General features: G+C 56.1%; 23 protein-coding genes. 8 read left to right on the top strand and 15 right to left on the bottom strand.

Going from position 1 to position 21,966, the window contains the following annotated elements:
• Positions 1-2 precede the first annotated feature (2 nt).
• The 4 genes from nuoC to AB1E37_RS07200 all read right to left on the bottom strand — a co-directional run bounded on the left by nuoC (position 3) and on the right by AB1E37_RS07200 (position 4,612).
• On the bottom strand, positions 3-1,811 hold the full coding sequence (gene nuoC, locus AB1E37_RS07215) for an NADH-quinone oxidoreductase subunit C/D (protein ID WP_002913162.1): 1,809 nt from the start codon (positions 1,809-1,811) through the stop codon (positions 3-5).
• Between the two features lie 86 nt (positions 1,812-1,897).
• Positions 1,898-2,572 (bottom strand): NADH-quinone oxidoreductase subunit NuoB, encoded by a 675-nt coding sequence (nuoB, locus tag AB1E37_RS07210; RefSeq protein WP_002913178.1) that lies wholly within the window; start codon positions 2,570-2,572, stop codon positions 1,898-1,900.
• A gap of 15 nt (positions 2,573-2,587) precedes the next feature.
• On the bottom strand, positions 2,588-3,034 hold the full coding sequence (gene nuoA / locus AB1E37_RS07205; protein WP_002913181.1) for an NADH-quinone oxidoreductase subunit NuoA: 447 nt from the start codon (positions 3,032-3,034) through the stop codon (positions 2,588-2,590).
• A gap of 651 nt (positions 3,035-3,685) precedes the next feature.
• A complete protein-coding gene (locus tag AB1E37_RS07200) occupies positions 3,686-4,612 on the bottom strand; it encodes a LysR family transcriptional regulator (protein ID WP_002913183.1) in 927 nt (308 codons plus the stop codon).
• A gap of 872 nt (positions 4,613-5,484) precedes the next feature.
• Between AB1E37_RS07200 and alaA the strand changes: the two genes are divergently transcribed.
• Together alaA and yfbR are read left to right on the top strand one after the other, a co-directional pair.
• The gene (alaA, locus tag AB1E37_RS07195) at positions 5,485-6,702 is read left to right on the top strand and encodes an alanine transaminase AlaA (protein WP_002913185.1); all 1,218 of its coding nucleotides are present in this window, start codon (positions 5,485-5,487) and stop codon (positions 6,700-6,702) included.
• Between the two features lie 81 nt (positions 6,703-6,783).
• On the top strand, positions 6,784-7,383 hold the full coding sequence (yfbR, locus tag AB1E37_RS07190) for a 5'-deoxynucleotidase (protein ID WP_002913188.1): 600 nt from the start codon (positions 6,784-6,786) through the stop codon (positions 7,381-7,383).
• Positions 7,384-7,427: 44 nt separating this feature from the next.
• Here the strand turns inward: yfbR and AB1E37_RS07185 are convergent, their stop codons facing one another.
• The 4 genes from AB1E37_RS07185 to yfbV form a co-directional block, all read right to left on the bottom strand.
• Positions 7,428-9,260, bottom strand: a complete 1,833-nt coding sequence (locus tag AB1E37_RS07185) for an SLC13 family permease (RefSeq protein ID WP_004149189.1) — start codon at positions 9,258-9,260, stop codon at positions 7,428-7,430.
• A 76-nt stretch (positions 9,261-9,336) separates the two neighbouring features.
• On the bottom strand, positions 9,337-9,996 hold the full coding sequence (locus AB1E37_RS07180; RefSeq protein ID WP_004174996.1) for a sugar phosphatase: 660 nt from the start codon (positions 9,994-9,996) through the stop codon (positions 9,337-9,339).
• 11 nt (positions 9,997-10,007) lie between these two features.
• Positions 10,008-10,502 carry a YfbU family protein gene (locus AB1E37_RS07175; RefSeq protein ID WP_002913193.1) on the bottom strand — a complete coding sequence of 165 codons (495 nt, stop codon included), beginning with the start codon at positions 10,500-10,502 and terminating at the stop codon, positions 10,008-10,010.
• A gap of 87 nt (positions 10,503-10,589) precedes the next feature.
• Complete coding sequence (yfbV, locus tag AB1E37_RS07170; RefSeq protein ID WP_002913194.1) at positions 10,590-11,045, bottom strand: terminus macrodomain insulation protein YfbV; 456 nt, start codon at positions 11,043-11,045, stop codon at positions 10,590-10,592.
• 337 nt (positions 11,046-11,382) lie between these two features.
• On the opposite strand from yfbV, the gene ackA reads away from it, so the two are divergent.
• Both ackA and pta read left to right on the top strand, forming a co-directional pair.
• Complete coding sequence (gene ackA / locus AB1E37_RS07165; RefSeq protein ID WP_002913195.1) at positions 11,383-12,585, top strand: acetate kinase; 1,203 nt, start codon at positions 11,383-11,385, stop codon at positions 12,583-12,585.
• A gap of 200 nt (positions 12,586-12,785) precedes the next feature.
• Positions 12,786-14,933 carry a phosphate acetyltransferase gene (pta, locus tag AB1E37_RS07160; protein WP_002913196.1) on the top strand — a complete coding sequence of 716 codons (2,148 nt, stop codon included), beginning with the start codon at positions 12,786-12,788 and terminating at the stop codon, positions 14,931-14,933.
• A gap of 92 nt (positions 14,934-15,025) precedes the next feature.
• Here the strand turns inward: pta and yfcD are convergent, their stop codons facing one another.
• The 3 genes from yfcD to yfcF all read right to left on the bottom strand — a co-directional run bounded on the left by yfcD (position 15,026) and on the right by yfcF (position 16,887).
• Positions 15,026-15,577: an NUDIX hydrolase YfcD gene (gene yfcD / locus AB1E37_RS07155; protein ID WP_002913197.1), complete on the bottom strand. Its 552-nt coding sequence runs from the start codon at positions 15,575-15,577 to the stop codon at positions 15,026-15,028.
• A 57-nt stretch (positions 15,578-15,634) separates the two neighbouring features.
• Positions 15,635-16,186 carry a phosphodiesterase gene (gene yfcE, locus AB1E37_RS07150; protein WP_004174991.1) on the bottom strand — a complete coding sequence of 184 codons (552 nt, stop codon included), beginning with the start codon at positions 16,184-16,186 and terminating at the stop codon, positions 15,635-15,637.
• Between the two features lie 62 nt (positions 16,187-16,248).
• Positions 16,249-16,887 (bottom strand): glutathione transferase, encoded by a 639-nt coding sequence (gene yfcF, locus AB1E37_RS07145; protein ID WP_002913199.1) that lies wholly within the window; start codon positions 16,885-16,887, stop codon positions 16,249-16,251.
• Positions 16,888-17,067: 180 nt separating this feature from the next.
• Between yfcF and yfcG the strand changes: the two genes are divergently transcribed.
• The 3 genes from yfcG to AB1E37_RS07130 all read left to right on the top strand — a co-directional run bounded on the left by yfcG (position 17,068) and on the right by AB1E37_RS07130 (position 19,037).
• A complete protein-coding gene (gene yfcG, locus AB1E37_RS07140) occupies positions 17,068-17,697 on the top strand; it encodes a GSH-dependent disulfide bond oxidoreductase (protein ID WP_004151103.1) in 630 nt (209 codons plus the stop codon).
• Between the two features lie 65 nt (positions 17,698-17,762).
• Complete coding sequence (folX, locus tag AB1E37_RS07135; protein ID WP_002913200.1) at positions 17,763-18,125, top strand: dihydroneopterin triphosphate 2'-epimerase; 363 nt, start codon at positions 17,763-17,765, stop codon at positions 18,123-18,125.
• Between the two features lie 18 nt (positions 18,126-18,143).
• Positions 18,144-19,037 (top strand): TIGR01777 family oxidoreductase, encoded by an 894-nt coding sequence (locus AB1E37_RS07130; protein ID WP_002913203.1) that lies wholly within the window; start codon positions 18,144-18,146, stop codon positions 19,035-19,037.
• Here the strand turns inward: AB1E37_RS07130 and AB1E37_RS07125 are convergent.
• Positions 19,017-19,133 (bottom strand): hypothetical protein, encoded by a 117-nt coding sequence (locus tag AB1E37_RS07125; protein WP_004217247.1) that lies wholly within the window; start codon positions 19,131-19,133, stop codon positions 19,017-19,019. The two genes, AB1E37_RS07130 and AB1E37_RS07125, sit on opposite strands and share 21 nt — an antisense overlap.
• A gap of 119 nt (positions 19,134-19,252) precedes the next feature.
• Here AB1E37_RS07125 and AB1E37_RS07120 point away from each other — a divergent pair, with 119 nt between their 5' ends.
• Positions 19,253-19,780 carry a GNAT family N-acetyltransferase gene (locus AB1E37_RS07120; protein WP_002913204.1) on the top strand — a complete coding sequence of 176 codons (528 nt, stop codon included), beginning with the start codon at positions 19,253-19,255 and terminating at the stop codon, positions 19,778-19,780.
• Positions 19,781-19,785: 5 nt separating this feature from the next.
• Here the strand turns inward: AB1E37_RS07120 and hisP are convergent, their stop codons facing one another.
• Genes hisP through AB1E37_RS07105 form a run of 3 tightly spaced genes read right to left on the bottom strand, consistent with a single transcriptional unit; the run spans position 19,786 to position 21,966 of the window.
• The gene (gene hisP / locus AB1E37_RS07115) at positions 19,786-20,559 is read right to left on the bottom strand and encodes a histidine ABC transporter ATP-binding protein HisP (protein ID WP_002913206.1); all 774 of its coding nucleotides are present in this window, start codon (positions 20,557-20,559) and stop codon (positions 19,786-19,788) included.
• Between the two features lie 7 nt (positions 20,560-20,566).
• Entirely contained in the window at positions 20,567-21,283 is a 717-nt protein-coding gene (gene hisM, locus AB1E37_RS07110; RefSeq protein ID WP_002913207.1) for a histidine ABC transporter permease HisM, read from the bottom strand.
• Positions 21,280-21,966 (bottom strand): histidine ABC transporter permease HisQ, encoded by a 687-nt coding sequence (locus tag AB1E37_RS07105; RefSeq protein WP_002913208.1) that lies wholly within the window; start codon positions 21,964-21,966, stop codon positions 21,280-21,282. Before AB1E37_RS07105 ends, hisM begins: the two co-directional genes overlap by 4 nt.

Below are 21,966 nucleotides of genomic sequence, written 5' to 3'. Positions count from 1 at the left end.
AATTAGCGGTCCACGTCTGACATAACAAAATCGATACTACCCAGATAGACGATCAGGTCGGATACCAGGCTGCCGCGGATCGCCGACGGGATCTGCTGCAGGTGCGCAAAGCTCGGCGTACGCACGCGGGTGCGGTAGCTCATGGTGCTGCCGTCGCTGGTCAGGTAGTAACTGTTGATCCCTTTGGTCGCCTCAATCATCTGGAAAGATTCGTTGGCCGGCATCACCGGGCCCCACGATACCTGCAGGAAGTGGGTGATCAGGGTTTCGATATGCTGCAGCGTGCGCTCTTTCGGCGGCGGCGTGGTCAGCGGGTGATCCGCTTTGAACGGGCCTTCCGGCATGTTATCGAGGCACTGCTGAAGAATGCGCAGACTCTGGCGCAGCTCTTCTACTTTCAGCATCACGCGGGTGTAGCAGTCTGAGACGCCCCCCCCGGTCGGGACTTCGAAGTCGAAGTTTTCATAGCCAGAGTAAGGACGCCATTTACGCACGTCGAAGTCGATACCGGTGGCGCGCAGGCCTGCGCCGGTGGTGCCCCACTCCAGCGCCTCTTTGGCGGTATAGGCTGCCACGCCGACGGAACGGCCTTTCAGAATGGTGTTGCGCAGGGCGGCCTTCTCATAGGAGTCCAGACGCTTCGGCATCCACTCGAGGAACTCACGCAGCAGGCGATCCCAGCCACGCGGCAGATCGTGCGCGACGCCGCCGATGCGGAACCACGCCGGGTGCATACGGAACCCGGTAATCGCTTCCACCAGATCGTAAATTTTCTGCCGATCGGTAAAGGCGAAGAAGACCGGCGTCATCGCGCCGACGTCCTGAATAAAGGTCGAGATATACAGCAGGTGGCTGTTGATGCGGAACAGCTCGGAGAGCATCACGCGGATCACGTTCACGCGATCCGGTACGGTGATCCCAGCCAGTTTTTCCACCGCCAGCACGTACGGCATCTCGTTGACGCAGCCGCCGAGATATTCAATACGGTCGGTATACGGGATGTAGCTGTGCCAGGACTGACGCTCGCCCATCTTCTCGGCGCCGCGGTGGTGATAACCGATATCCGGTACGCAGTCGACGATCTCTTCGCCGTCCAGTTGCAGAATAATGCGGAACGCACCATGCGCCGATGGGTGGTTCGGACCGAGGTTGAGGAACATGAAGTCCTCGTTGTCGGTGCCGCGCTTCATGCCCCACTCTTCCGGTTTAAAGGTCAGCGCCTCCATCTCCAGATCCTGTTTGGCTTTGGTCAGCTCAAACGGGTCGAACTCGGTGGCACGCGCCGGATAATCTTTACGCAGCGGGTGACCTTCCCAGGTCGGCGGCATCATGATGCGACGCAGGTTCGGGTGACCATCGAAGGTAATGCCAAACATTTCCCAGGTTTCACGCTCATACCAGTTGGCGTTGGGGAACAGTTTGGTGAAGGTCGGCAGATGCAGATCGTTTTCCGACAGCGCCACCTTGAGCATGATGTCGCGGTTGCGATCGATGGAGATCAGGTGATAGAAAACGGAAAAATCCGCGGCGGGCAGGCCATCGCGGTGCGTGCGCAGACGTTCGTCCATGCCGTGCAGGTCAAACAGCATCACGTAAGGCTTCGGCAATTTCTTCAGGAAATCACCCACCTCCAGCAGCTGTTCACGCTTCACCCATACCACCGGTACGCCGGTACGGGTTGGCTGAACGGTAAAGGCATCCGGCCCAAAGCGGTTGCGCAGTTCGCCAATCACCGGGTCATCAAGGTGATCGCGGGTTTGCCAGGCTGGTGCGGCGTCATGCGCGGTTAAATCGGTCATATTGTTCACCATTGCAAAAGGTCCGTGGTGACTGCCGGCGAGACTTCGCGCTGTTGTAGATTGATTTGCGAAGTGGTTCTCCCGCCCGCAGGCGCAAATTAAATCTCGTCCGGCGTCCGCAGATTGGTCACTGCAATACGTTCGCCGCGTTTACGCTCGCGTTCCGACTGCATATTGGCGCGATAAACGCCCTGATCGCCAACCACCCATGAGAGCGGACGACGTTCTTTACCAATGGACTCCTGCAGCAGCATCAGCGCCTGCATATAGGCCTCCGGACGCGGCGGGCAGCCCGGGATGTACACATCGACCGGAATGAATTTATCCACGCCCTGGACGACGGAATAGATGTCGTACATCCCGCCTGAGTTGGCGCAGGCGCCCATGGAGATCACCCACTTCGGCTCCAGCATCTGATCGTAGAGACGCTGAATAACCGGCGCCATTTTGGTAAAGCAGGTTCCCGCGACCACCATCAGGTCCGCCTGACGCGGAGAGGCGCGCAGAACTTCTGCCCCAAAACGCGCAACGTCATGCACCGCAGTGAATGACGTCACCATTTCCACATAACAGCAAGAAAGGCCGAAGTTGTACGGCCAAATTGAGTTCTTACGGCCCCAGTTCACCATGTCATGCAGCGCGTGTTCGAGTTTCCCCATATACACGCTTTTATTGACTTCCTGCTCCAGAGGATCGGTAACGATCTCCTGTTTCTGCAGGGGGTAACGGTCGTTCTCACCGTTAGGATCTATGCGGGTGAGCGTATAATCCATCTTATTGCCTCGCTTTTACTGCATATGACGGTTAGTGGGACTGTCTGTTTCCGGGTTAACCAGCGTGCGACGGGAACGCGCGGGCGTCCAGTCCAGTGCGCCGATGCGAACGAGATAAACCAGACCAGCCAGTAGCACTAAAATGAAAATTGCGGCTTCCACAAAGCCGACCCAGCCGCTCTCGCGGATAGAGGTCGACCATGCGTAGAGATACAGGGCTTCCACGTCGAAGATAACGAAGAACATGGCAACCAGATAAAACTTCGCAGAAAGACGTAAGCGGGCCGAACCGACGGAGTCGATCCCCGATTCAAACGGCGTGTTTTTACTACGCGCGCGCGCGCGACCGCCAAGGTACCAGCCGCCGACGAGCATGAGGCAGCACAGGCCGATAGCGATGATGAGAAATATAGCGAATGCCCAATGATGAGCGATGACTTCAGTGGATGTTGACATACGCATTGCTTAACCAAAAAAGTGTAGCGCCAAAACCCTCTGCTCTTACTGGCAGATGAACGCCACAGCGTTTCACGGGAGGAATAAAAAATAACCGTGCAAAAAAGCGTCCCTGGTCGATGTGAGAAGCCCAGATGCCGTGGCTTTTTACCCCTTTCTTTAACCTTTTGTCAACTTTAACAAAAGTTTTCATAACATTAATTTACATTGGAATCTTTTCATTAACATTAAATGCCCTTTTCTGCGAAATAACCTTGCATACTGTTCGGTTTTAGTGTTGTTGAATCGTGTCCGTTTCCGTCGTAAATCAAAAATCCCTTCTATTTTGACAGGATTTAGCCTCGATTCCTCCCCCCAAAGAGGGGTATTTTCTTGATCTGCGACACGGTTTTGTTAATTACCCCAGGAAATCGGCAACAATCCATCCGGTTTTTTAACATTAGCAGGAAGTGTTGAAAGTGCAGGGAAAAGTCGACAAGCTGAGCGCCTTGTCACGCCAATACGCTGATTTTTCTGCAAAGAAATACAAAAAAGATTCAAAACATCAATAAGAGTGCAAAAAAAAGAGCCGCCAAGGGGGAAACCAACTCCTGAGGCTCTTTTTGGGCACTTACATTCTGTTACCAGTTTTTGTGATCTTTGTTAGCAAGAATACCCTTACAAAACCAAGGTATTCCCTCCCTCTTCCGGAGTAAGTGCTGTGCCCGTTTCCCAGGGATGGATCTCCTGGCTCAGAGACTGAAAAATCGCCTGCGGCAGTTCGCTCACCGTCCGCGGATTGCAGCTGACGACGTACCGGGTGTCCGGCAACGCCGGTAACCCCTCACTGATGCCAGCCACGCGTAGATCCGGGCTCATCATTTCGACCGGGCGCGCAGTCACGCCCAGCCCGGCCTTCACCGCCGCTTTCACGCCCGATAGCGAGGAAGCTCCGTGGGCCAGATGCCAACTGACGCGAGCAGTTTCCAGCGCGGCGATAATATCCTGGCGGAATGGGCTTGGCTCTTCGAGCAGGATCAGGGGGATAGATTCCCCCTTCGCCAGCACATATTCCGCTGCGCAATACCAGAGAGTAGGTGATGTTCTCAGGGTAAAAGAGGTAAAGCCGGGAGGCTGATGGGTGGTCAACGCCAGATCGACCAGCCCCTCGGCCAACATCTCCATGATGGCGGCATGGGGGTGAACTTTGATCTCCAACGTCATTCTGGGATAGAAACAGCCGATGCGGTTTAACAAAAACGGCAGGATGGTGTCAGCCGTTTCTTCTGACGCGCCGATGCTCAGAGCCCCCTGCAGGCTGCCATACATCAGCGACATACAGGCTTCATCGTTAAAACGGAGAATTTTGCGGGCATAGCCCAGCAGCTGGATCCCCTGCTCGGTCAGCAGCTTATTGCGGCCGTGGCGGGCGAAAAGCTCTTTGCCCACCAGCTGTTCCAGGCGTTGCATTTGCTGACTGACCGCGGACTGAGTACGACACACTGCGGCGGCGGCGGCGGCAAAAGTGTTCAAATCAGCGACCGCGACAAAGGTACGCAGCAGATCGAGATCGAGGTTGAGTATGGGACGTGTTGTATTAATCATCTTTCTTCACTTACAGGTGGCTAACGCTGACCTGCCTTGTTGATGCTTTACGCCAGGTTTCCGGCTATTCCCTGAGCCTCGTGCTCACCGTCTAACGGCGGATAAACAACTGGACGAACGTTATTACATGCCAAAGTACTCGTCTGGGCAAATGCGCAGAACTGCGGAGTAATATATTGTTCGTATTTCTCATTATTATTTATTACCACGACCAGCCAGGCGCCATACGTCGCCGCGGGAACCCGGTCAGTGATGCTGAGAAAATCGCTCTTCTGGCGTAACTTTCCGGCAGAAAAGGAACAATAAAATCCTGTAATAACAATATATTAAATCTCAATGCAACCGCAGTTCTTGGCGGTTAACACGGATATTAACGGTGATATTCTAACCTATCCCCCTCCTTTTTATAAGCCTTAATAAGGATTAACTGAGACAATTTTAAATTTTTTTCAACATTTTATATTAATTAACAAACCTCAGATTATTACCCGCTAAAAATAATAATAATGTGGTCGCACGCTGTTTTTTATTAAAATTATTTAACATCAAAATTACAAGCCAATCGCGCTTGTATGCAGGATAGCGTTTTTTAGCGACTCCCCCTCCTCCCTCCCCATATTACCGGGCAAACAAACGAGATAAATGATGGCAAAATCGCTACTAAATCTATATTTACAACCAAAAAATCGACATAAAAAGGCATAAGCCACAGACCAAATCCACAATCGGTAGATAAATCAATTGCGCTTAAAATCCGGCGTTAGCAAAATCTTCTCCTGCAAAGCCTTCAAAACAGCGGGGAGGGGGAGTACATTGTTCCGTGCTGACTTCCACGGCAGGGAGTGGCGATAACAGCTAAAAGGTCAAGATTCATGTCCCCCATCGAAAAATCCAGCAAGTTAGAGAACGTCTGTTATGACATCCGCGGCCCGGTTCTGAAAGAAGCCAAACGTCTTGAAGAAGAAGGCAATAAGGTTCTGAAACTGAACATCGGCAACCCGGCGCCATTCGGCTTCGAGGCCCCTGACGAGATCCTCGTCGATGTCATCCGCAATTTGCCTACCGCCCAGGGTTACTGCGATTCGAAAGGATTGTACTCGGCGCGTAAAGCTATCATGCAGCATTACCAGGCCCGGGGTATGCGCGATGTCACGGTGGAAGACATCTATATCGGCAACGGCGTGTCCGAACTGATTGTGCAGGCGATGCAGGCGCTGTTAAACAGCGGCGATGAGATGCTGGTTCCCGCCCCGGACTACCCGCTGTGGACGGCGGCGGTTTCGCTTTCCAGCGGCAAAGCGGTGCACTATCTGTGTGACGAATCCTCTGACTGGTTCCCGGATCTGGACGACATCCGCGCAAAAATCACACCGCGCACCCGCGGGATCGTGATCATTAACCCTAACAACCCCACCGGCGCGGTCTATTCCAAAGAATTGCTGCAGGAGATCGTGGAGATCGCTCGTCAGCATAATCTGATCATTTTCGCCGATGAAATTTACGACAAGATCCTCTACGACGAAGCGCAGCATCACTCTATTGCCGCCCTGGCGCCGGACCTGCTGACGGTGACCTTTAACGGATTGTCGAAAACCTACCGCGTTGCCGGCTTCCGTCAGGGCTGGATGGTGCTGAATGGCCCGAAAAAACACGCGAAGGGCTATATCGAAGGGCTGGAGATGCTGGCTTCAATGCGTCTGTGCGCCAACGTGCCGGCCCAGCATGCTATCCAGACGGCGCTGGGCGGCTATCAGAGCATCAGCGAATTTATCATTCCGGGCGGGCGTTTGTATGAACAACGCAACCGCGCCTGGGAGCTTATCAACGATATTCCGGGCGTCTCCTGCGTGAAGCCAAAAGGCGCGCTGTATATGTTCCCGAAAATCGACGCCAAACGCTTCAATATTCATGACGACCAGAAAATGGTGCTCGACTTCCTGCTGCAGGAGAAAGTCCTGCTGGTGCAGGGCACCGCCTTTAACTGGCCGTGGCCGGATCACGTACGCATCGTGACCCTGCCGCGCGAAGACGACCTGGAGATGGCTATCTCCCGCTTTGGCCGCTTCCTCTCCGGCTACCATCAGCTTTAATCGCGCCGCCGCCGGCATTTGCATCCGGCGGCGATCCCTGCGCACAATGGAACCCGATGTTGTCACTGATTAAGGGTCCCTATGAGTCAGAGTCATTTCTTTGCCCACCTCTCCCGCCTGAAACTGATTAACCGCTGGCCGCTGATGCGCAACGTGCGCACCGAAAATGTCTCCGAACACAGCCTGCAGGTGGCGATGGTCGCCCACGCGCTGGCGGCGATTAAAAACCGCAAATTTGGCGGCCAGGTCAACGCCGAGCGTATCGCCCTGCTGGCGATGTACCATGACGCCTCGGAAGTACTAACTGGCGACCTCCCTACTCCGGTGAAATATTTCAATTCGCAGATTGCCCAGGAATATAAGGCGATTGAGAAAATTGCTCAGCAAAAGCTGGTGGATATGGTCCCTGACGAGCTGCGCGATATTTTCGAGCCGCTGATTGATGAGCATCACTACAGTGAGGAAGAGCAGTCGATCGTTAAACAGGCTGACGCCCTCTGCGCTTACCTGAAGTGCCTCGAAGAGCTGTCTGCAGGCAATAACGAATTTCTGCTGGCCAAAGGTCGGCTGGAAAAGACCCTGGCATCGCGGCGCAGCGCGGAGATGGATTACTTTATGCAAGTGTTCGTCCCAAGCTTCCAGCTGTCGCTGGACGAAATTAGCCAGGATTCGCCGCTGTAAGGTTCTGGCCGGGCGGCGGTTGTGCTCTACCCGGCCAGAATATCTTAAAACGGAAACAGTACCGGGATCAGCAGGACGCAGACCACCATCACCAGTATGGTAAAGGGCACGCCTATTTTGACAAAATCGCTAAATGAGTACTTGCCAGGGCCAAGCACCAGGGTGTTAACCGGCGAGGAGACCGGGGTCATAAACGCCGCCGAAGCCGCCATCGCCACCACCATGGCAAAAGGATAGGGAGAGACGCCCATTGACTTCGCCGCCGCTAAGGCAATAGGCGCCATCAGCACCGCCGTGGCGGTGTTTGAGATAAACAGCCCAATCGCCGCGCACATCATGAACAGGCAGCCGAGCATCAGATAAGGCCCCTCGCCTCCGGCGACATCCATCAGTCCCTTCACCACCAGATCCACCCCGCCGGTTTTTTGCAGCGCCAGGGCAAACGGCATCATCCCAACAATCAAAATAATGCTCGGCCAGTGGATCGCCTTGTAGGCGCTTTCGGCATTGATACAGCGGAATTTGCCCATCAGCAGACAGGCGATAATCGCGGCAATCGGGTTGGGAATTTCATCGGTGAGCATCAGGGCTACCATCAGCACCAGGCAGAAAATCGCATGCGGAGCCTGGCTGTGGGCCGGCGAAGCGTCATCGACCTCAACCGGCATATTGAGTACCACGAAATCCCGGCCGCGCTTCGCCAGCAGGGCAATTTGCCGCCAGTTGCCGACCACCAGCAGGATATCGCCGAGCTGCAGCGGCTCATCGACCACCGAACCATCCATCGCTTTGCCATCGCGCTTCATGCCGACGATATTGAGACCAAACCGGGTGCGGAAGGCTATCTCACGCACCGTTTTGCCAATCATCTCTGAATCCGGGATCAGCGCCACCTCCGCCATCCCCACATCCAGCGCCTGATCGGCAAAATACTCGCCGCGCAATACCATCGGCTCAAGCATTTGCTCGCCGCAGAACTGGCGTAAATCGACATCGGAGGCGGACATATCGATCAGCAGGACGTCGCGGGCGCGAAATTCCGATACCCCGTTGACGTTGACAATTACCCGGCGGAACCGCCGCCAGCGTTCAACGCCGATCACGTTGGCGCAGTAGCGCTCACGCAGCTTTAAATCATCCAGCCGCTGACCGATCATCGGCGAACCCGGGCGGATGGCCAGCCGGCGAGCGCGGCCGGTGAGGTGATACTCGCGGATCAAATCGCGGAAGGTGCTTCTTTTTCGCCCATCGCGTGCGGAGTCGCCATTATCCGTCTTCAGCATAAAGCGCACCGCCAGCATATAGACGATGCCCAGGATCAGCACCACCAGGCCAATCGGCGTGACGCTGAAAAAGCTGAAGCCGTGCAGTCCCTCGCGCAGCAATTCACTGTTGACCACCAGGTTGGGCGGCGTCGCCACCAGGGTCATCATCCCGCTGATAAGCCCGGCGAAGCTCAGCGGCATCATCAGCCGCGATGGCGAGGTATTCATCCGCGCCGAGACGCTAAGTACCACCGGGATGAAAATGGCGACCACCCCGGTGGAGCTCATAAACGCGCCCAGACCGGCGACGGTGAGCATCAGGTAGATCAGCATTTTGGTTTCGCTGTTCCCCGCCACGCTCACCAGCCATGCCCCCATTTTGGTGGCGACTCCGGTGCGCACCAGGCCATCGCCGATAATAAACAGGGCGGCAATCAGGATCACGTTAGGATCGCTGAATCCGGAAAAAGCTTCATTTAACGTCAGCGTTCCGCTGAGGACAAAGGCGACAATGACCATCAGGGCGATAGCATCCATGCGCACCTTGCCGGTAGCAAACAGCACAACCGCGATGGCCAGGAGGGATAAAACCCAAATCAATTCACCGTTCACAACGTTTCCTTGTCACAAGTGGGAGTCGACATAGTGGCATAAAAAAGCCCCGACGACGCGGGGCGAAATCATGGGTTTACGCTTTAAGACGCACATTTACCACGCCGTCAGTCTGGCGTTCAACCACCAGATCTTCCAGGCTGCTCAGCACGAGGTCGGCTTCATCCAGGCGAGGGGCATCGGCGGGCACGTTGACCGCGATAGTGCGACAGCCGGCCGCCAGTCCGGAGAGGAGCCCCGCCGGCGCATCTTCCACCACCGCGCACTCCCCGGCAGGCAGACCCAGCCGCTCGGCACCCAGCAGATAGGCGTCCGGCGCCGGTTTGCCGTGTTTCACCTGCTCGGCGGTGACGAACACCTCAGGCATCGGCAGGCCCGCCGCGCGGTGACGCGCGTGGGCAACCGGAATCGAGCCAGAGGTGACAATCGCCCACGGGATCCCGGCCTCATTGAGCGTATTCAGCAGGGCTAATGCCCCCGGCAGCGCGACGATACCCTCAATATCAGTGGCTTCTATCTGCTCGAGGTAGCGAAATTCAGCCTGGATATCCTCCTCGCTGCGCCCCGGCATAAAATGGCGAATGGAGGTAATGGCCTGCTTGCCGTGAATAAAACTGAGAATTTCATCATGGTCAATGGCGAAACGATCCCCCCACTTGCACCATGAACGCTCCACCACCGGCAAGGAATCCACCAGCGTCCCGTCTAAATCGAACAGGAAACCTTTACACTGCACGGGCACCTCCCTCAGGCGTTGATAATTTGATTAATTTCATTACTGCTCAGATGATACTGGCGCGGGCAAGCGTGCCAGACGCTCAGCATCCGCTGATATTTCTCCCACATCGGAGTCTGCGAGTTAAAGCCATGGGTACCGGCGTCAAAATGGCTGTAGCGGCCTTCAACGTTGACCATAAAACGCACATAGCCGAGATAACGCGCTTCGGTGGCGGCATCAAATCCGAGGAAGGTGACCCGGCGTTCATCGATACCCGCCGCGTCTTTCAGGTTGGTCCAGGAGACGTGCAGCGCGTGGTACATCTCCATGATATCAATAACGGTACGGCAGGTTTCTTCCGTCAACTGGCCAAACTCGCGGTCCAGTTCACGCATCTGTAGCCCATACCCACGCTCTATGATGGTTTGCAGACGACGGTAGCGTTCCGCATTATCCGGGTCGAGCATCGTCATCATTTTGTACTGATTGGATAAAATCAGACGCTGCGCATTGGTCATTTCCATGTTGTGACTCCTGTAGCACGGTAGGGCGTGAAATAAAGAAGGCGCATAAATCATGCGCCTTCTTTTATATGCGTTTTCCGTAGTGAATTACAAATCATCAAGGAAAGTTTTATCCAGTTGTTTGAAGGCGCGCTTAAGCGTGTCAGCCAGCGCCTGATAATCGGGCTTGCCTTCGACCGGTGCCAGCGCCTGCCCCGCCTCCTGCAGTTTACCGCGCACTTCATAGAACCAGTTAAGAATGGAGGGCGGCAGCGGCGTCACCGAACGCTTACCCAACCACCAGAGTCCCTGCATCGGCAGGCTCAGCGCAAACAGCGCGGTAGCGACGGCGGGGCCCAGCTGGCCGCCAAGAGCTATCTGCCAGCAGAGGGTAAAAATGGCGATTGGCGGCATGATGCGGATGGCATAGCGGGTGGCACGAATAATGCGGTTTTCAATAAACACCGGCGCGAGGCGCTTGTCGAGAGGCCAGGTCTTTGCGTAATGCTGCCCGCGGTTGAACAAGCTAAAGAAGCTAACGGGGCGTTTCTCAGGGGTCGACATGGCTTTACCTCAACTTTACATATAAAACTTAAAAAATTCGTGCAAAACACCAACTATGCATGACATCGTTCAAAAGATTTTGGCAAAGGATGCCGCAATCAGGTATCCTGTGCCCGCCTGAAAGGGCGGTTAGACTCTTTGCCAGGCTAGTCAAATTATCGCATATTCTGCCATTGGCTGAAAATTATGCAAAATGGCATAAAATCAAATGTACTTCTCTCATCGTGCCCGAAAACAGAACAAGGCATGATGTTAATCATAAATGTCGAGGTCATCCTGCGCTACGCTAATGACACACTGACGTTTTTTTAGCCACGTATCATAAAAAGGTACTTCCATGTCGAGTAAGTTAGTACTGGTTCTGAACTGCGGTAGCTCCTCTCTGAAATTTGCTATCCTTGACGCCGTGAACGGCGACGAATATCTGTCCGGTTTAGCGGAATGCTTCCACCTGCCGGAAGCCCGTATCAAATGGAAAATGGACGGCAGCAAACAAGAAGCCGAGTTAGGCGCGGGCGCCGCGCACAGTGAAGCGCTGAACTTTATCGTTAACACTATTCTGGCACAAAAACCAGAACTGTCTGCTCAGCTGACCGCAATCGGCCACCGTATCGTACACGGCGGTGAAAAATACACCAGCTCCGTGGTGATCGACGAGTCCGTAATTCAGGGTATTAAAGACGCCGCGTCTTTCGCACCGCTGCACAACCCGGCACACCTGATCGGCATCGCTGAAGCGCTGAAATCCTTCCCGCACCTGAAAGACAAAAACGTGGCTGTATTCGATACGGCGTTCCATCAGACCATGCCGGAAGAATCCTATCTCTACGCCCTGCCGTACAGCCTGTACAAAGAGCACGGCGTTCGTCGTTACGGCGCGCACGGCACCAGCCACTTCTACGTGACTCAGGAAGCAGCTAAGATCCTGAACAAGCCGGTGGAAGAGCTGAACATCATCACCTGCCACCTCGGCAACGGTGGTTCTGTTTCCGCTATCCGTAACGGTAAATGCGTTGACACCTCCATGGGTCTGACCCCGCTGGAAGGCCTGGTGATGGGTACCCGCTCCGGTGACATCGATCCGGCCATCATCTTCCATCTGCACGACACCCTGGGCATGAGCGTTGACGCGATCAACAAAATGCTGACCAAAGAGTCCGGCCTGCTGGGTCTGACCGAAGTCACCAGCGACTGCCGCTACGTGGAAGACAACTATCAGGAAAAAGCCGACGCTAAACGCGCGATGGACGTTTACTGCCACCGCCTGGCGAAATACATCGGTTCCTACACCGCGCTGATGGACGGCCGTCTTGACGCCGTTATTTTCACCGGTGGTATCGGTGAAAACGCCGCGATGGTGCGTGAGCTGTCGCTGGGCAAACTGGGCGTACTGGGCTTTGAAGTTGACCATGAGCGTAACCTTGCTGCCCGCTTCGGCAAGTCTGGCTTCATCAACAAAGAAGGCACCCGTCCTGCCGTGGTTATCCCGACCAACGAAGAGCTGGTCATCGCGCAAGACGCCAGCCGTCTGACCGCATAATTCCACATCGCCAGCCCTGACCCGCAATAATTCGAGCTGCAGGAAGGCGGCGACACAGCAAAACCCCGGCCGCGTACAGCGCGTACGTCACCGGGGTGAGCAAGTAGAGCCAACGCACGTGCAACTTGAAATATGACGGATAGCTGGCGGTGCTGTTTTGTATCCCGCCTGATACTGGCGGTAACGAAAGAGGATATACCGTGTCCCGTACTATCATGTTAATTCCTACCGGTACCAGCGTAGGTCTGACCAGCGTCAGCCTCGGTGTGATCCGCGCTATGGAACGCAAAGGCGTTCGTCTGAGCGTCTTTAAACCTATCGCCCAGCCGCGTTCCGGTGGCGATGCCCCAGACCAGACCACCACCATCGTTCGCGCCAGCTCCTCCACCACCACCGCCGCTGAACCGCTGAAGATGAGCCATGTTGAGTCTCTGCTCTCCAGCAATCAGAAAGATGTGCTGATGGAAGAGATCATTGCCAACTACCACGCGAATACACAGGACGCGGAAGTGGTGCTGGTGGAAGGCCTGGTACCGACCCGTAAGCATCAGTTCGCCCAGGCGCTGAACTTTGAAATCGCCAAAACGCTGAACGCTGAAATCGTCTTCGTGATGTCTCAGGGCACCGACACGCCAGAACAGCTGAACGAGCGTATCGAACTGACCCGTAACAGCTTTGGCGGCGCCAAAAATACCAGCATCACCGGCGTTATCGTCAACAAACTGAATGCCCCTGTCGACGATCAGGGCCGTACCCGTCCTGACCTGTCGGAAATTTTCGACGACTCGTCGAAAGCAAAAATCGTGAAGATTGACCCGGCTCAGCTGCAGAAAGGCAGCACGCTGCCGGTGCTGGGCGCAGTGCCATGGAGCTTCGATCTGATCGCGACCCGCGCGATCGACATGGCGCACCATCTGAATGCGACCATCATCAACGAAGGCGATATCAATACCCGCCGCGTGAAATCCGTGACTTTCTGCGCGCGCAGCATCCCGCACATGCTGGAACACTTCCGCCCTGGTTCTCTGCTGGTTACCTCCGCAGACCGTCCTGACGTGCTGGTTGCGGCCTGCCTGGCGGCAATGAACGGCGTGGAAATCGGCGCCATTCTGCTGACCGGCGGCTATGAAATGGACGCGCGCATCAGCAAGCTGTGTGAACGCGCTTTCGCGACCGGCCTGCCGGTATTCATGGTCAACACCAACACCTGGCAGACCTCCCTGAGCCTGCAGAGCTTTAACCTCGAAGTACCGGTTGACGATCACGAGCGTATCGAGAAAGTTCAGGAATACGTGGCCAACTACATCAACGCCGACTGGATCGAATCGCTGACCGCGACCTCCGAGCGCAGCCGCCGTCTCTCTCCGCCAGCCTTCCGCTACCAGCTGACCGAGCTGGCGCGCAAAGCCGGCAAACGTGTCGTTCTGCCGGAAGGCGACGAACCACGTACCGTGAAAGCGGCGGCGATTTGCGCCGAACGCGGGATCGCCACCTGCGTCCTGCTGGGTAACCCGGATGAGATCAACCGCGTAGCCGCGGCCCAGGGCGTTGAGCTTGGCGCCGGCATTGAAATCGTCGATCCGGAAGTGGTTCGCGAAAGCTATGTGGGTCGCCTGGTAGAACTGCGTAAGAACAAAGGCATGACCGAAGCGGTCGCGCGTGAGCAACTGGAAGACAACGTGGTTCTCGGCACCCTGATGCTGGAACAGGACGAAGTCGACGGTCTGGTATCCGGCGCGGTTCACACCACTGCCAACACCATTCGTCCGCCGCTGCAGCTGATCAAAACCGCGCCGGGCAGCTCGCTGGTCTCCTCCGTGTTCTTCATGCTGCTGCCGGAACAGGTTTACGTTTACGGCGACTGCGCGATCAACCCGGACCCGACCGCCGAGCAGCTGGCGGAAATCGCTATTCAGTCCGCTGAATCCGCGATTGCCTTCGGCATCGAACCGCGCGTGGCGATGCTCTCCTACTCCACCGGTACCTCCGGCGCGGGTAGCGATGTCGAGAAAGTCCGCGAAGCGACCCGTCTGGCGCAGGAAAAACGTCCTGACCTGATGATCGACGGCCCGCTGCAGTATGACGCCGCGGTGATGGCTGACGTAGCGAAGTCCAAAGCGCCGAACTCACCGGTAGCTGGCCGCGCGACCGTGTTCATCTTCCCGGATCTGAACACCGGTAACACCACGTACAAAGCGGTACAGCGCTCTGCCGACCTGATCTCCATCGGGCCGATGCTGCAGGGTATGCGCAAGCCGGTCAACGACCTGTCCCGTGGCGCGCTGGTAGACGATATCGTCTATACCATCGCACTGACCGCGATCCAATCGGCTCAGCAGCAGAAGTAATCTGCCGCTGTGGTCAAAGCAAAAGGCAGCCGAATGGCTGCCTTTTTGTCGTCAGGAGGCGAGCGACGATTGCTGCCGCGCGTTTGCGATCTTTATTCGCGCTCGCTCTCTTCCGCATCATCATACTCATTACCGGCGTTGCGGGTCATCCACAGCGCCAGCGCTTTCAGGGAGTCCGGCGTGAACTCATCGCAGCGGGCGGTGATCTCTTCCGGCGTTAACCAGCACACCTCGCTGACCTCTTCTTCCTGCAGGGCGAACGGCCCGTGGGAGACGCAGCTGAACAGGCTTCCCCAGACGCGGCAGAATTTGTCTTCGTAATAAAACTGGCCGTGATCGGCAAACGGCACCCCGGCGATGCCTAACTCCTCTTCCGCCTCGCGACGGGCCGATTCCAGCAGCTGCTCATCAGCCTGCACGACGCCGCCAGCGGTGGCATCCAGCATGCCCGGATGAAAGTCTTTTGTCTCGGTGCGTCGCTGCACCAGAATTTTCCCCATTCCGTCATGAACGACGATATAGGTCGCCCGGTGGCGCAGGCACTGCGCGCGCATTTGCTCGCGGCTGGACTGTGCTATCACCTCATTGTTTTCATTAACAATATCGACCCATTCTGTGCTTGCCAAATGATTCTGTTCCGCCATCAGGAAACCTTACTTTAAATGCGCTCTCGCGGCGCGTCTTTATGATTGAGGGCTAAATTACGGGTAAATTGCAACCTCTGCAATAACCTGATTATCATTGAGTGCTAAAACCTGCAGCCGCCCCTGATCCAGCAGCCCATAGCTGGCGGAATATCCCCCTTTCGGGATACTCACTGAGCCGGGATTAAAGAGGTAAATTGCGCCGCGTTTTTCCGCGACCGGTATATGAGTATGGCCATATGCCAGGACATCGCCAGCGGCCAGCGGCGGCAGATTATCCGGACTATAGAGATGCCCGTGGGTCAGAAACAGGCGATAGCGTTCGCTAAGCACCTGCTGCCAGGGCGCGGTCATTGGAAAACGAAGCAGCATCTGATCCACTTCGCTGTCGCAGTTGCCGCGAACAGCAACAATGCGTTCCGCCACGCTGTTCAACCGCTCCGCCACCTCACCCGGCGCATACCCCTCAGGCAGCGCGTTGCGCGGACCGTGATTGAGCACATCGCCGAGTATGATCAGCCACCTGGCGCCGCTTTGCGCGAACCGTTCAAGCACGCGTTCCGTGGCGGGCAGCGAACCATGAATATCGGAGGCAAACATCAGCTTCATAGGTTCCATCTCCACTGGTTACGATGCCTCTATGATAGCGGAAGCGCGGCGGGTTATCAGCCTCAGCGTTTGGCGGAAAGCGCCACGTAACGCTGGATTGAGGCCCGCTGCCACTGGAAAGACGCATAATCAGCCAGCGCCTCCGGTACCTTATCGCCATTGAGAACCAGGCGATTGAGCATCAGCGCCAGGTCTGCGTCGGCAATAGACCATTCGCCAAATAAATTTTGCCCGCCGTGGGCCAGTAGCATGGTGGCGGTGGCAAACAGCTTTTCCGCAGATTGCCTGCCGGCCTCGCTGAGGTCCGGCATTTTCGCCCCGTCAAACACCACGGCGGTGGATCGCTCTTCACGAATTGGCATCAGATCGCTGCGCAGCCAGGCCTGGATCTGCCGGGCGCGGGCTCGTTTTTGCAGATCATGCGGGTAGATGCGCTCCCACTCCGGCGGCGCGAAACGCTCATCCAGATACTCGGTAATCGCCGAAGACTCACTTAGCGCGAAATCATCAACCTCCAGCAGCGGTACGCGACGGGTGGCGGCATAGCCTGTCCAGCCCGCCTGCAGATGTTCGCCGCGGTTCAGGTCGACGGTTTTAAGGGTAAAAGGCAGGCTTTTTTCCTGCAGAGCGACATAGACAGACATCACGTACGGTGAGAAAAAATCGGCATCGGACCACAGGGTAATGACAGGCTGACTCATAGCTTCCTCAAGGGTGGTAGACAGGACAATAAGCCAACATAGCCTGTCTTACAGGCGATGTCACTGCTCGAGCGCGGACGACTCGTCGCCTGGCTGCCGGGTCGCTTGCGGAATTTCTCCCGGGTGGCGCAGCTTCACCTATACTCGAACAGTTTGCGACCCACGACGGCGGGAAATATTATGATCGATCTTTACTATGCACCCACCCCAAACGGCCACAAAATCACCCTGTTCCTCGAAGAGGCGGAGCTAGCCTATCGGCTAATTCGGGTCGATATCGGCAAAGGGGAACAATTTCATCCGCAGTTTCTGGCGATTTCGCCGAATAATAAAGTTCCGGCTATCGTCGACCACATGCCTGCTGACGGCGGGGCGCCGTTGAGCGTTTTCGAGTCAGGCGCCATCCTGCTCTATCTGGCGGAAAAAAGCGGTAAGCTGCTGAGCGGCGAGCTGCGGGAACGCTACGTCACGCTGCAGTGGCTGTTCTGGCAGGTCGGCGGGCTGGGGCCGATGCTGGGGCAAAATCAACATTTTTCCCACTCCGCGCCGCAAACCGTGCCCTACGCTATTGAACGTTTTCAGGTGGAAACCCAACGACTGTATGGGGTGCTAAATCAGCGTCTGGGATGCAGCCCGTGGCTTGGCGGCGACCACTACAGTATCGCCGACATCGCCGCCTGGCCCTGGGTGAACTGCCATGTCCGACAGCGTATCGATCTGGCGAACTATCCGGCGGTGCACAACTGGTATGAGCGCATTAAGCAGCGGCCGGCAACGTCGGAAGCGATGTTAAAAATTCAGCTTTATTAACCCCCTGCTCGCCCGTCGCGCTTTGTTGTATGATTGCAGGACTTACACCACGGAGGAAGCCTGCAATGTCTCAACCAGACGCCATTATTCGTATTAAGAACCTGCGCCTGCGGACTTTTATTGGTATTAAAGAGGAAGAGATCGCCAACCGCCAGGACGTGGTAGTGAATGTAGCCATTCACTACCCTGCCGATAAAGCGCGCGACAGCGAGGACATCAATGATGCGCTGAACTATCGCACCATTACCAAGCGCATAATCAGCCATCTTGAGAATGGCCGTTTTTCGCTGCTGGAAAAATTAACTCAGGATGTGCTGAATATCGCATGCGAACATCACTGGGTCACATATGCTGAAGTGGAGATTGATAAACTTCATGCGCTGCGCTATGCCGACTCGGTGTCCATGACCATGAGCTGGCGTCGCTAACCATGTCAGGGAGGTGGTATGAAGATCCTGCTTACTGGTGGTACCGGCCTGATTGGCCGACATCTGATACCCAGATTGCTGGAGCTCGGGCATAGCGTCACGGTCTCCACGCGACATCCGGATACCGCCCGCGCCCGTCTCGATCCGCGCGTCACCCTGTGGCGCGATTTCGAGGGCCATCACCACCTCAATGATATTGATGCCGTCATCAATCTGGCGGGTGAACCCATCGCTGATAAACGCTGGACGGCCGAGCAGAAACAACGCTTGTGCCATAGCCGCTGGGATCTCACGCAGCGGCTGGTGGGCCTGATCCACGCCAGCGACACCCCTCCCTCCGTGCTGATCAGCGGGTCTGCCATCGGCTACTATGGCGACCTCGGCGAAGTGGTGGTGACCGAAGAAGAGCCACCGCACAATGAGTTTACCCATAAGCTGTGCGCCCGCTGGGAGCAAATTGCCTGCGAAGCGCAAAGCGAGCGCACCCGCGTCTGCCTGCTGCGCACCGGCGTGGTACTGGCTCCGCGGGGCGGTATTCTCGGCAAAATGACACCCGCCTTTAAGCTCGGCCTCGGCGGGCCTATCGGCAATGGCAGACAGTACCTGGCCTGGATCCATATCGACGATATGGTTAACGGCATTCTGTGGCTGCTGGATAACGATCTGCGCGGTCCGTTCAATATGGTTTCTCCCTACCCGGTGCATAACGAGCAGTTCGCCCATGCGCTGGGTCATGCGCTCCATCGACCGGCGATTTTCCGCGTTCCCGCCGCCGCTATCCGCCTGTTGATGGGGGAATCCGCCGTCCTGGTGCTCGGCGGCCAGCGCGCGCTGCCAAAGCGTCTGGAGGCCGCCGGCTTTGCCTTCCGCTGGTACGATCTGGACGAAGCGCTAAAGGATGTGCTGAGTTAATGGCTGACACAGGGGAGCATTGGCTCCCCTGATTCCATTCTGCTGGCTCATGCTCCACGCCTGGATGGCCTCACCCTGGCGCTGCAGCATCGCCATATTCAGGACAACCAGCGCCCTTAATCGCCTGAATTCACCGCCAGCCGGCCGGTTCGCCGGTGTTACCTGGCAAAGCAAAGTGCTAAGGTAGGCTTTTCTTTCTGCGTATTGACTGCTTTATGACGACCATCACCACACCACGCCTTTCGCTTACCCGCTTTGTTACCGATGACTGGCCCTTTTTTCTGCGCCTGCGCCAGGATCCGCAGGTGATGCGTTTTATGGGGGAGGTGTTAAGCGAGGAGGTGCTGCGCAGCGTCTTCGTCAGTCGCTGTGCCGATCCCGGGGTGTTTGTATTGCGCGATAAATTCGGCGAGGCGCTGGGCGATATTGGGCTCCGCATCAGTCCGAAAAATCCGCACGAAGCTGACGTCGGCTACGCGCTGCTGCCTCAGGCTCAGGGAAAAGGCTATGCCAGCGAAGCGCTGCGGGCGGTCTGCGAGTATGGTTTCACCACCCTGGGGGTGCAGGCCATCAATGCCTGGGTGCTGGGTGAAAACCGTGGCTCATCGCGCCTGCTGGAGAAGCAAGGCTTTGTGCGCACCCAGGTGCTGGAGAAAGCCTATCATCTGAACGGCGTCGATTACGATGACTGGATCTATCGGCTGGAGCGGGAAGCTCATCCGGCGTCCGCAGACGCCGGATGAGCCGATTATTTCAGCGAACCTTTCAGAAACTGCTGCAGGCGCGGGCTTTTCGGCGCGCCAAACAGCGCATCCGGATGCCCTTCTTCTTCAATTTTACCCTGATGCAGAAAAATGACATGTGAAGAGACGTGGCGGGCAAAGCCCATTTCATGGGTCACCACCACCATGGTTTTTCCCTCTTCCGCCAGCTGCTGCATAATGCGTAACACTTCGCCCACCAGTTCCGGATCCAGCGCGGAGGTCGGCTCATCAAACAGCAGCACTTCCGGTTCCATCGCCAGCGCGCGGGCAATAGAGACACGCTGCTGCTGGCCACCGGAAAGATGCACCGGATACTTCGCCTGCTGACGTTCGTCTATCCCGACCTTGGCCAGATATTTTACCGCCCGTTCGCGCGCTTCCTGTTTGCTTAAGCCCAGCACCTGAATCGGTGCTTCCATGACGTTCTCCAGCACCGTCATATGGCTCCACAGATTGAAATGCTGAAACACCATGGTCAACCGGGTGCGCAGCAGGCGCAACTGGTTCTTGTCGGCCACCTTCAGCTGGCCGTCTTTATCCCGTACCAGACCAATATTTTGGCCGCTGACGACGATCGTGCCTTCGCTCGGTTTTTCAAGGAAGTTAATACAGCGCAAAAAGGTACTTTTTCCGGAACCCGATGAACCGATGATGCTGATAACGTCCCCGGCTTTCGCCTGCAGCGAGACGCCCTTCAGCACCTCGTGTTCCCCATAGCGTTTATGCAGATCGATAACGTTTAATTTATTGTCGGACATGGCGTTCTCAATGCGTCGAAGAAGGTTTGATATGCTGCAACCAGCGCTTTTCCGCTTTACGGAACAAGCTAATCAGCACATACGAGATAATTAAATAAAGCACCGCGGCGATGCCAAACGCGGTGAACGGCTGATAGGTGGCCGAGTTGATATCGCGGGCGATTTTCAGCAGATCCGGTACCGTAGCGGTAAACGCCAGCGCGGTAGAGTGCAGCATGAGGATCACTTCGTTACTGTAGGCCGGCAGTGCAATCCGCAGCGCGGAAGGCAGAATAATGCAGCGATACAGTTTGACTGACGAGAAGCCGTAGGCCCGCGCCGCTTCAATTTCTCCGGCGGGTACTGAGCGGATCGCGCCGGCGAAAATTTCAGTGGTATAGGCGCAGGTATTCAGGGTTAACGCCAGAACCGTGCAGTTTAGCCCGCTGCGGAAAAAAGCGTTCAACAGCTCCGTGCCTTTGACGATTTCCAGGGTATACATGCCGGAGTAAAAAACCAGCAGTTGCACATACAGCGGCGTGCCGCGAAATATGTAAGTGAACAGCCAGATGGGGAACTGGATAAACTTATTGCTCGAGACGCGGCCGATGGCCAGAAACACCGCCAGGATGCCCCCCATTACCACTGAAGAGATCAGCAACCATAAGGTAATCGCCACGCCGGTAAAGCGATAGCCGTCGGTCCACAGTAGTGATTTCCAGTACTCCTGAATAATTTCAATCACAGGTCAGCCCTCTTCACGCCAACGGTATAGCGGCGTTCGAGCAGCAGCAGTACGCCATTAGAAACGGTGGTAAACACCAGATAAATCAGGCCGCAGACGATGGCGAAGTAGAACGGCTGCCAGGTGCTTTTCCCGGCCAGCTGCGTGGCTTTGACCACATCCTCCAGCCCTAGCAACGAGACCAGCGCCGTCGCCTTGAGGATAACCTGCCAGTTGTTGCCTATCCCCGGCAGCGCGTAGCGCATCATCGCCGGGAAGAGAATACGCCGGAACGTCTGCCCGCCGCTAAAGCCAAAGGCGGTGGCCGCTTCGATATGCCCCTTCGGCACCGCAAGGTAGGCGCCGCGGAAGGTTTCCGTAAAATAGGCGCCATAGATAAAGCCGAGGGTAATAATCCCGGCGATCATCGGATCGATATCAAACTGGGCCATGCCCAGCGCATCGGTAACGCTGTTTAGCGCAATCTGCAGGCCGTAGAAAATCAGCAGCATCAGCACCAGATCGGGCACGCCGCGGATCAGAGTGGTATAGCCTTCAAACACCAGCGCCAGTGGACGGTTGCTCGATAACTTTGCGCCAGCGCCCGCCAGCCCAATCAGGACGGCGAGAACGACCGAGCTGAGCGCAAGCTCCAGGGTGACGAGCGCACCCTGCAAAATAACCTGTGAAAACCCATACAGCAT

Source organism: Klebsiella sp. Shm-1 (genome assembly GCF_040804525.1).
GTDB lineage: Bacteria > Pseudomonadota > Gammaproteobacteria > Enterobacterales > Enterobacteriaceae > Klebsiella > Klebsiella pneumoniae.
The sequence above is the reverse complement of the archived record's forward strand: the minus strand, read 5'-3'. Positions and strand labels throughout refer to the sequence as shown.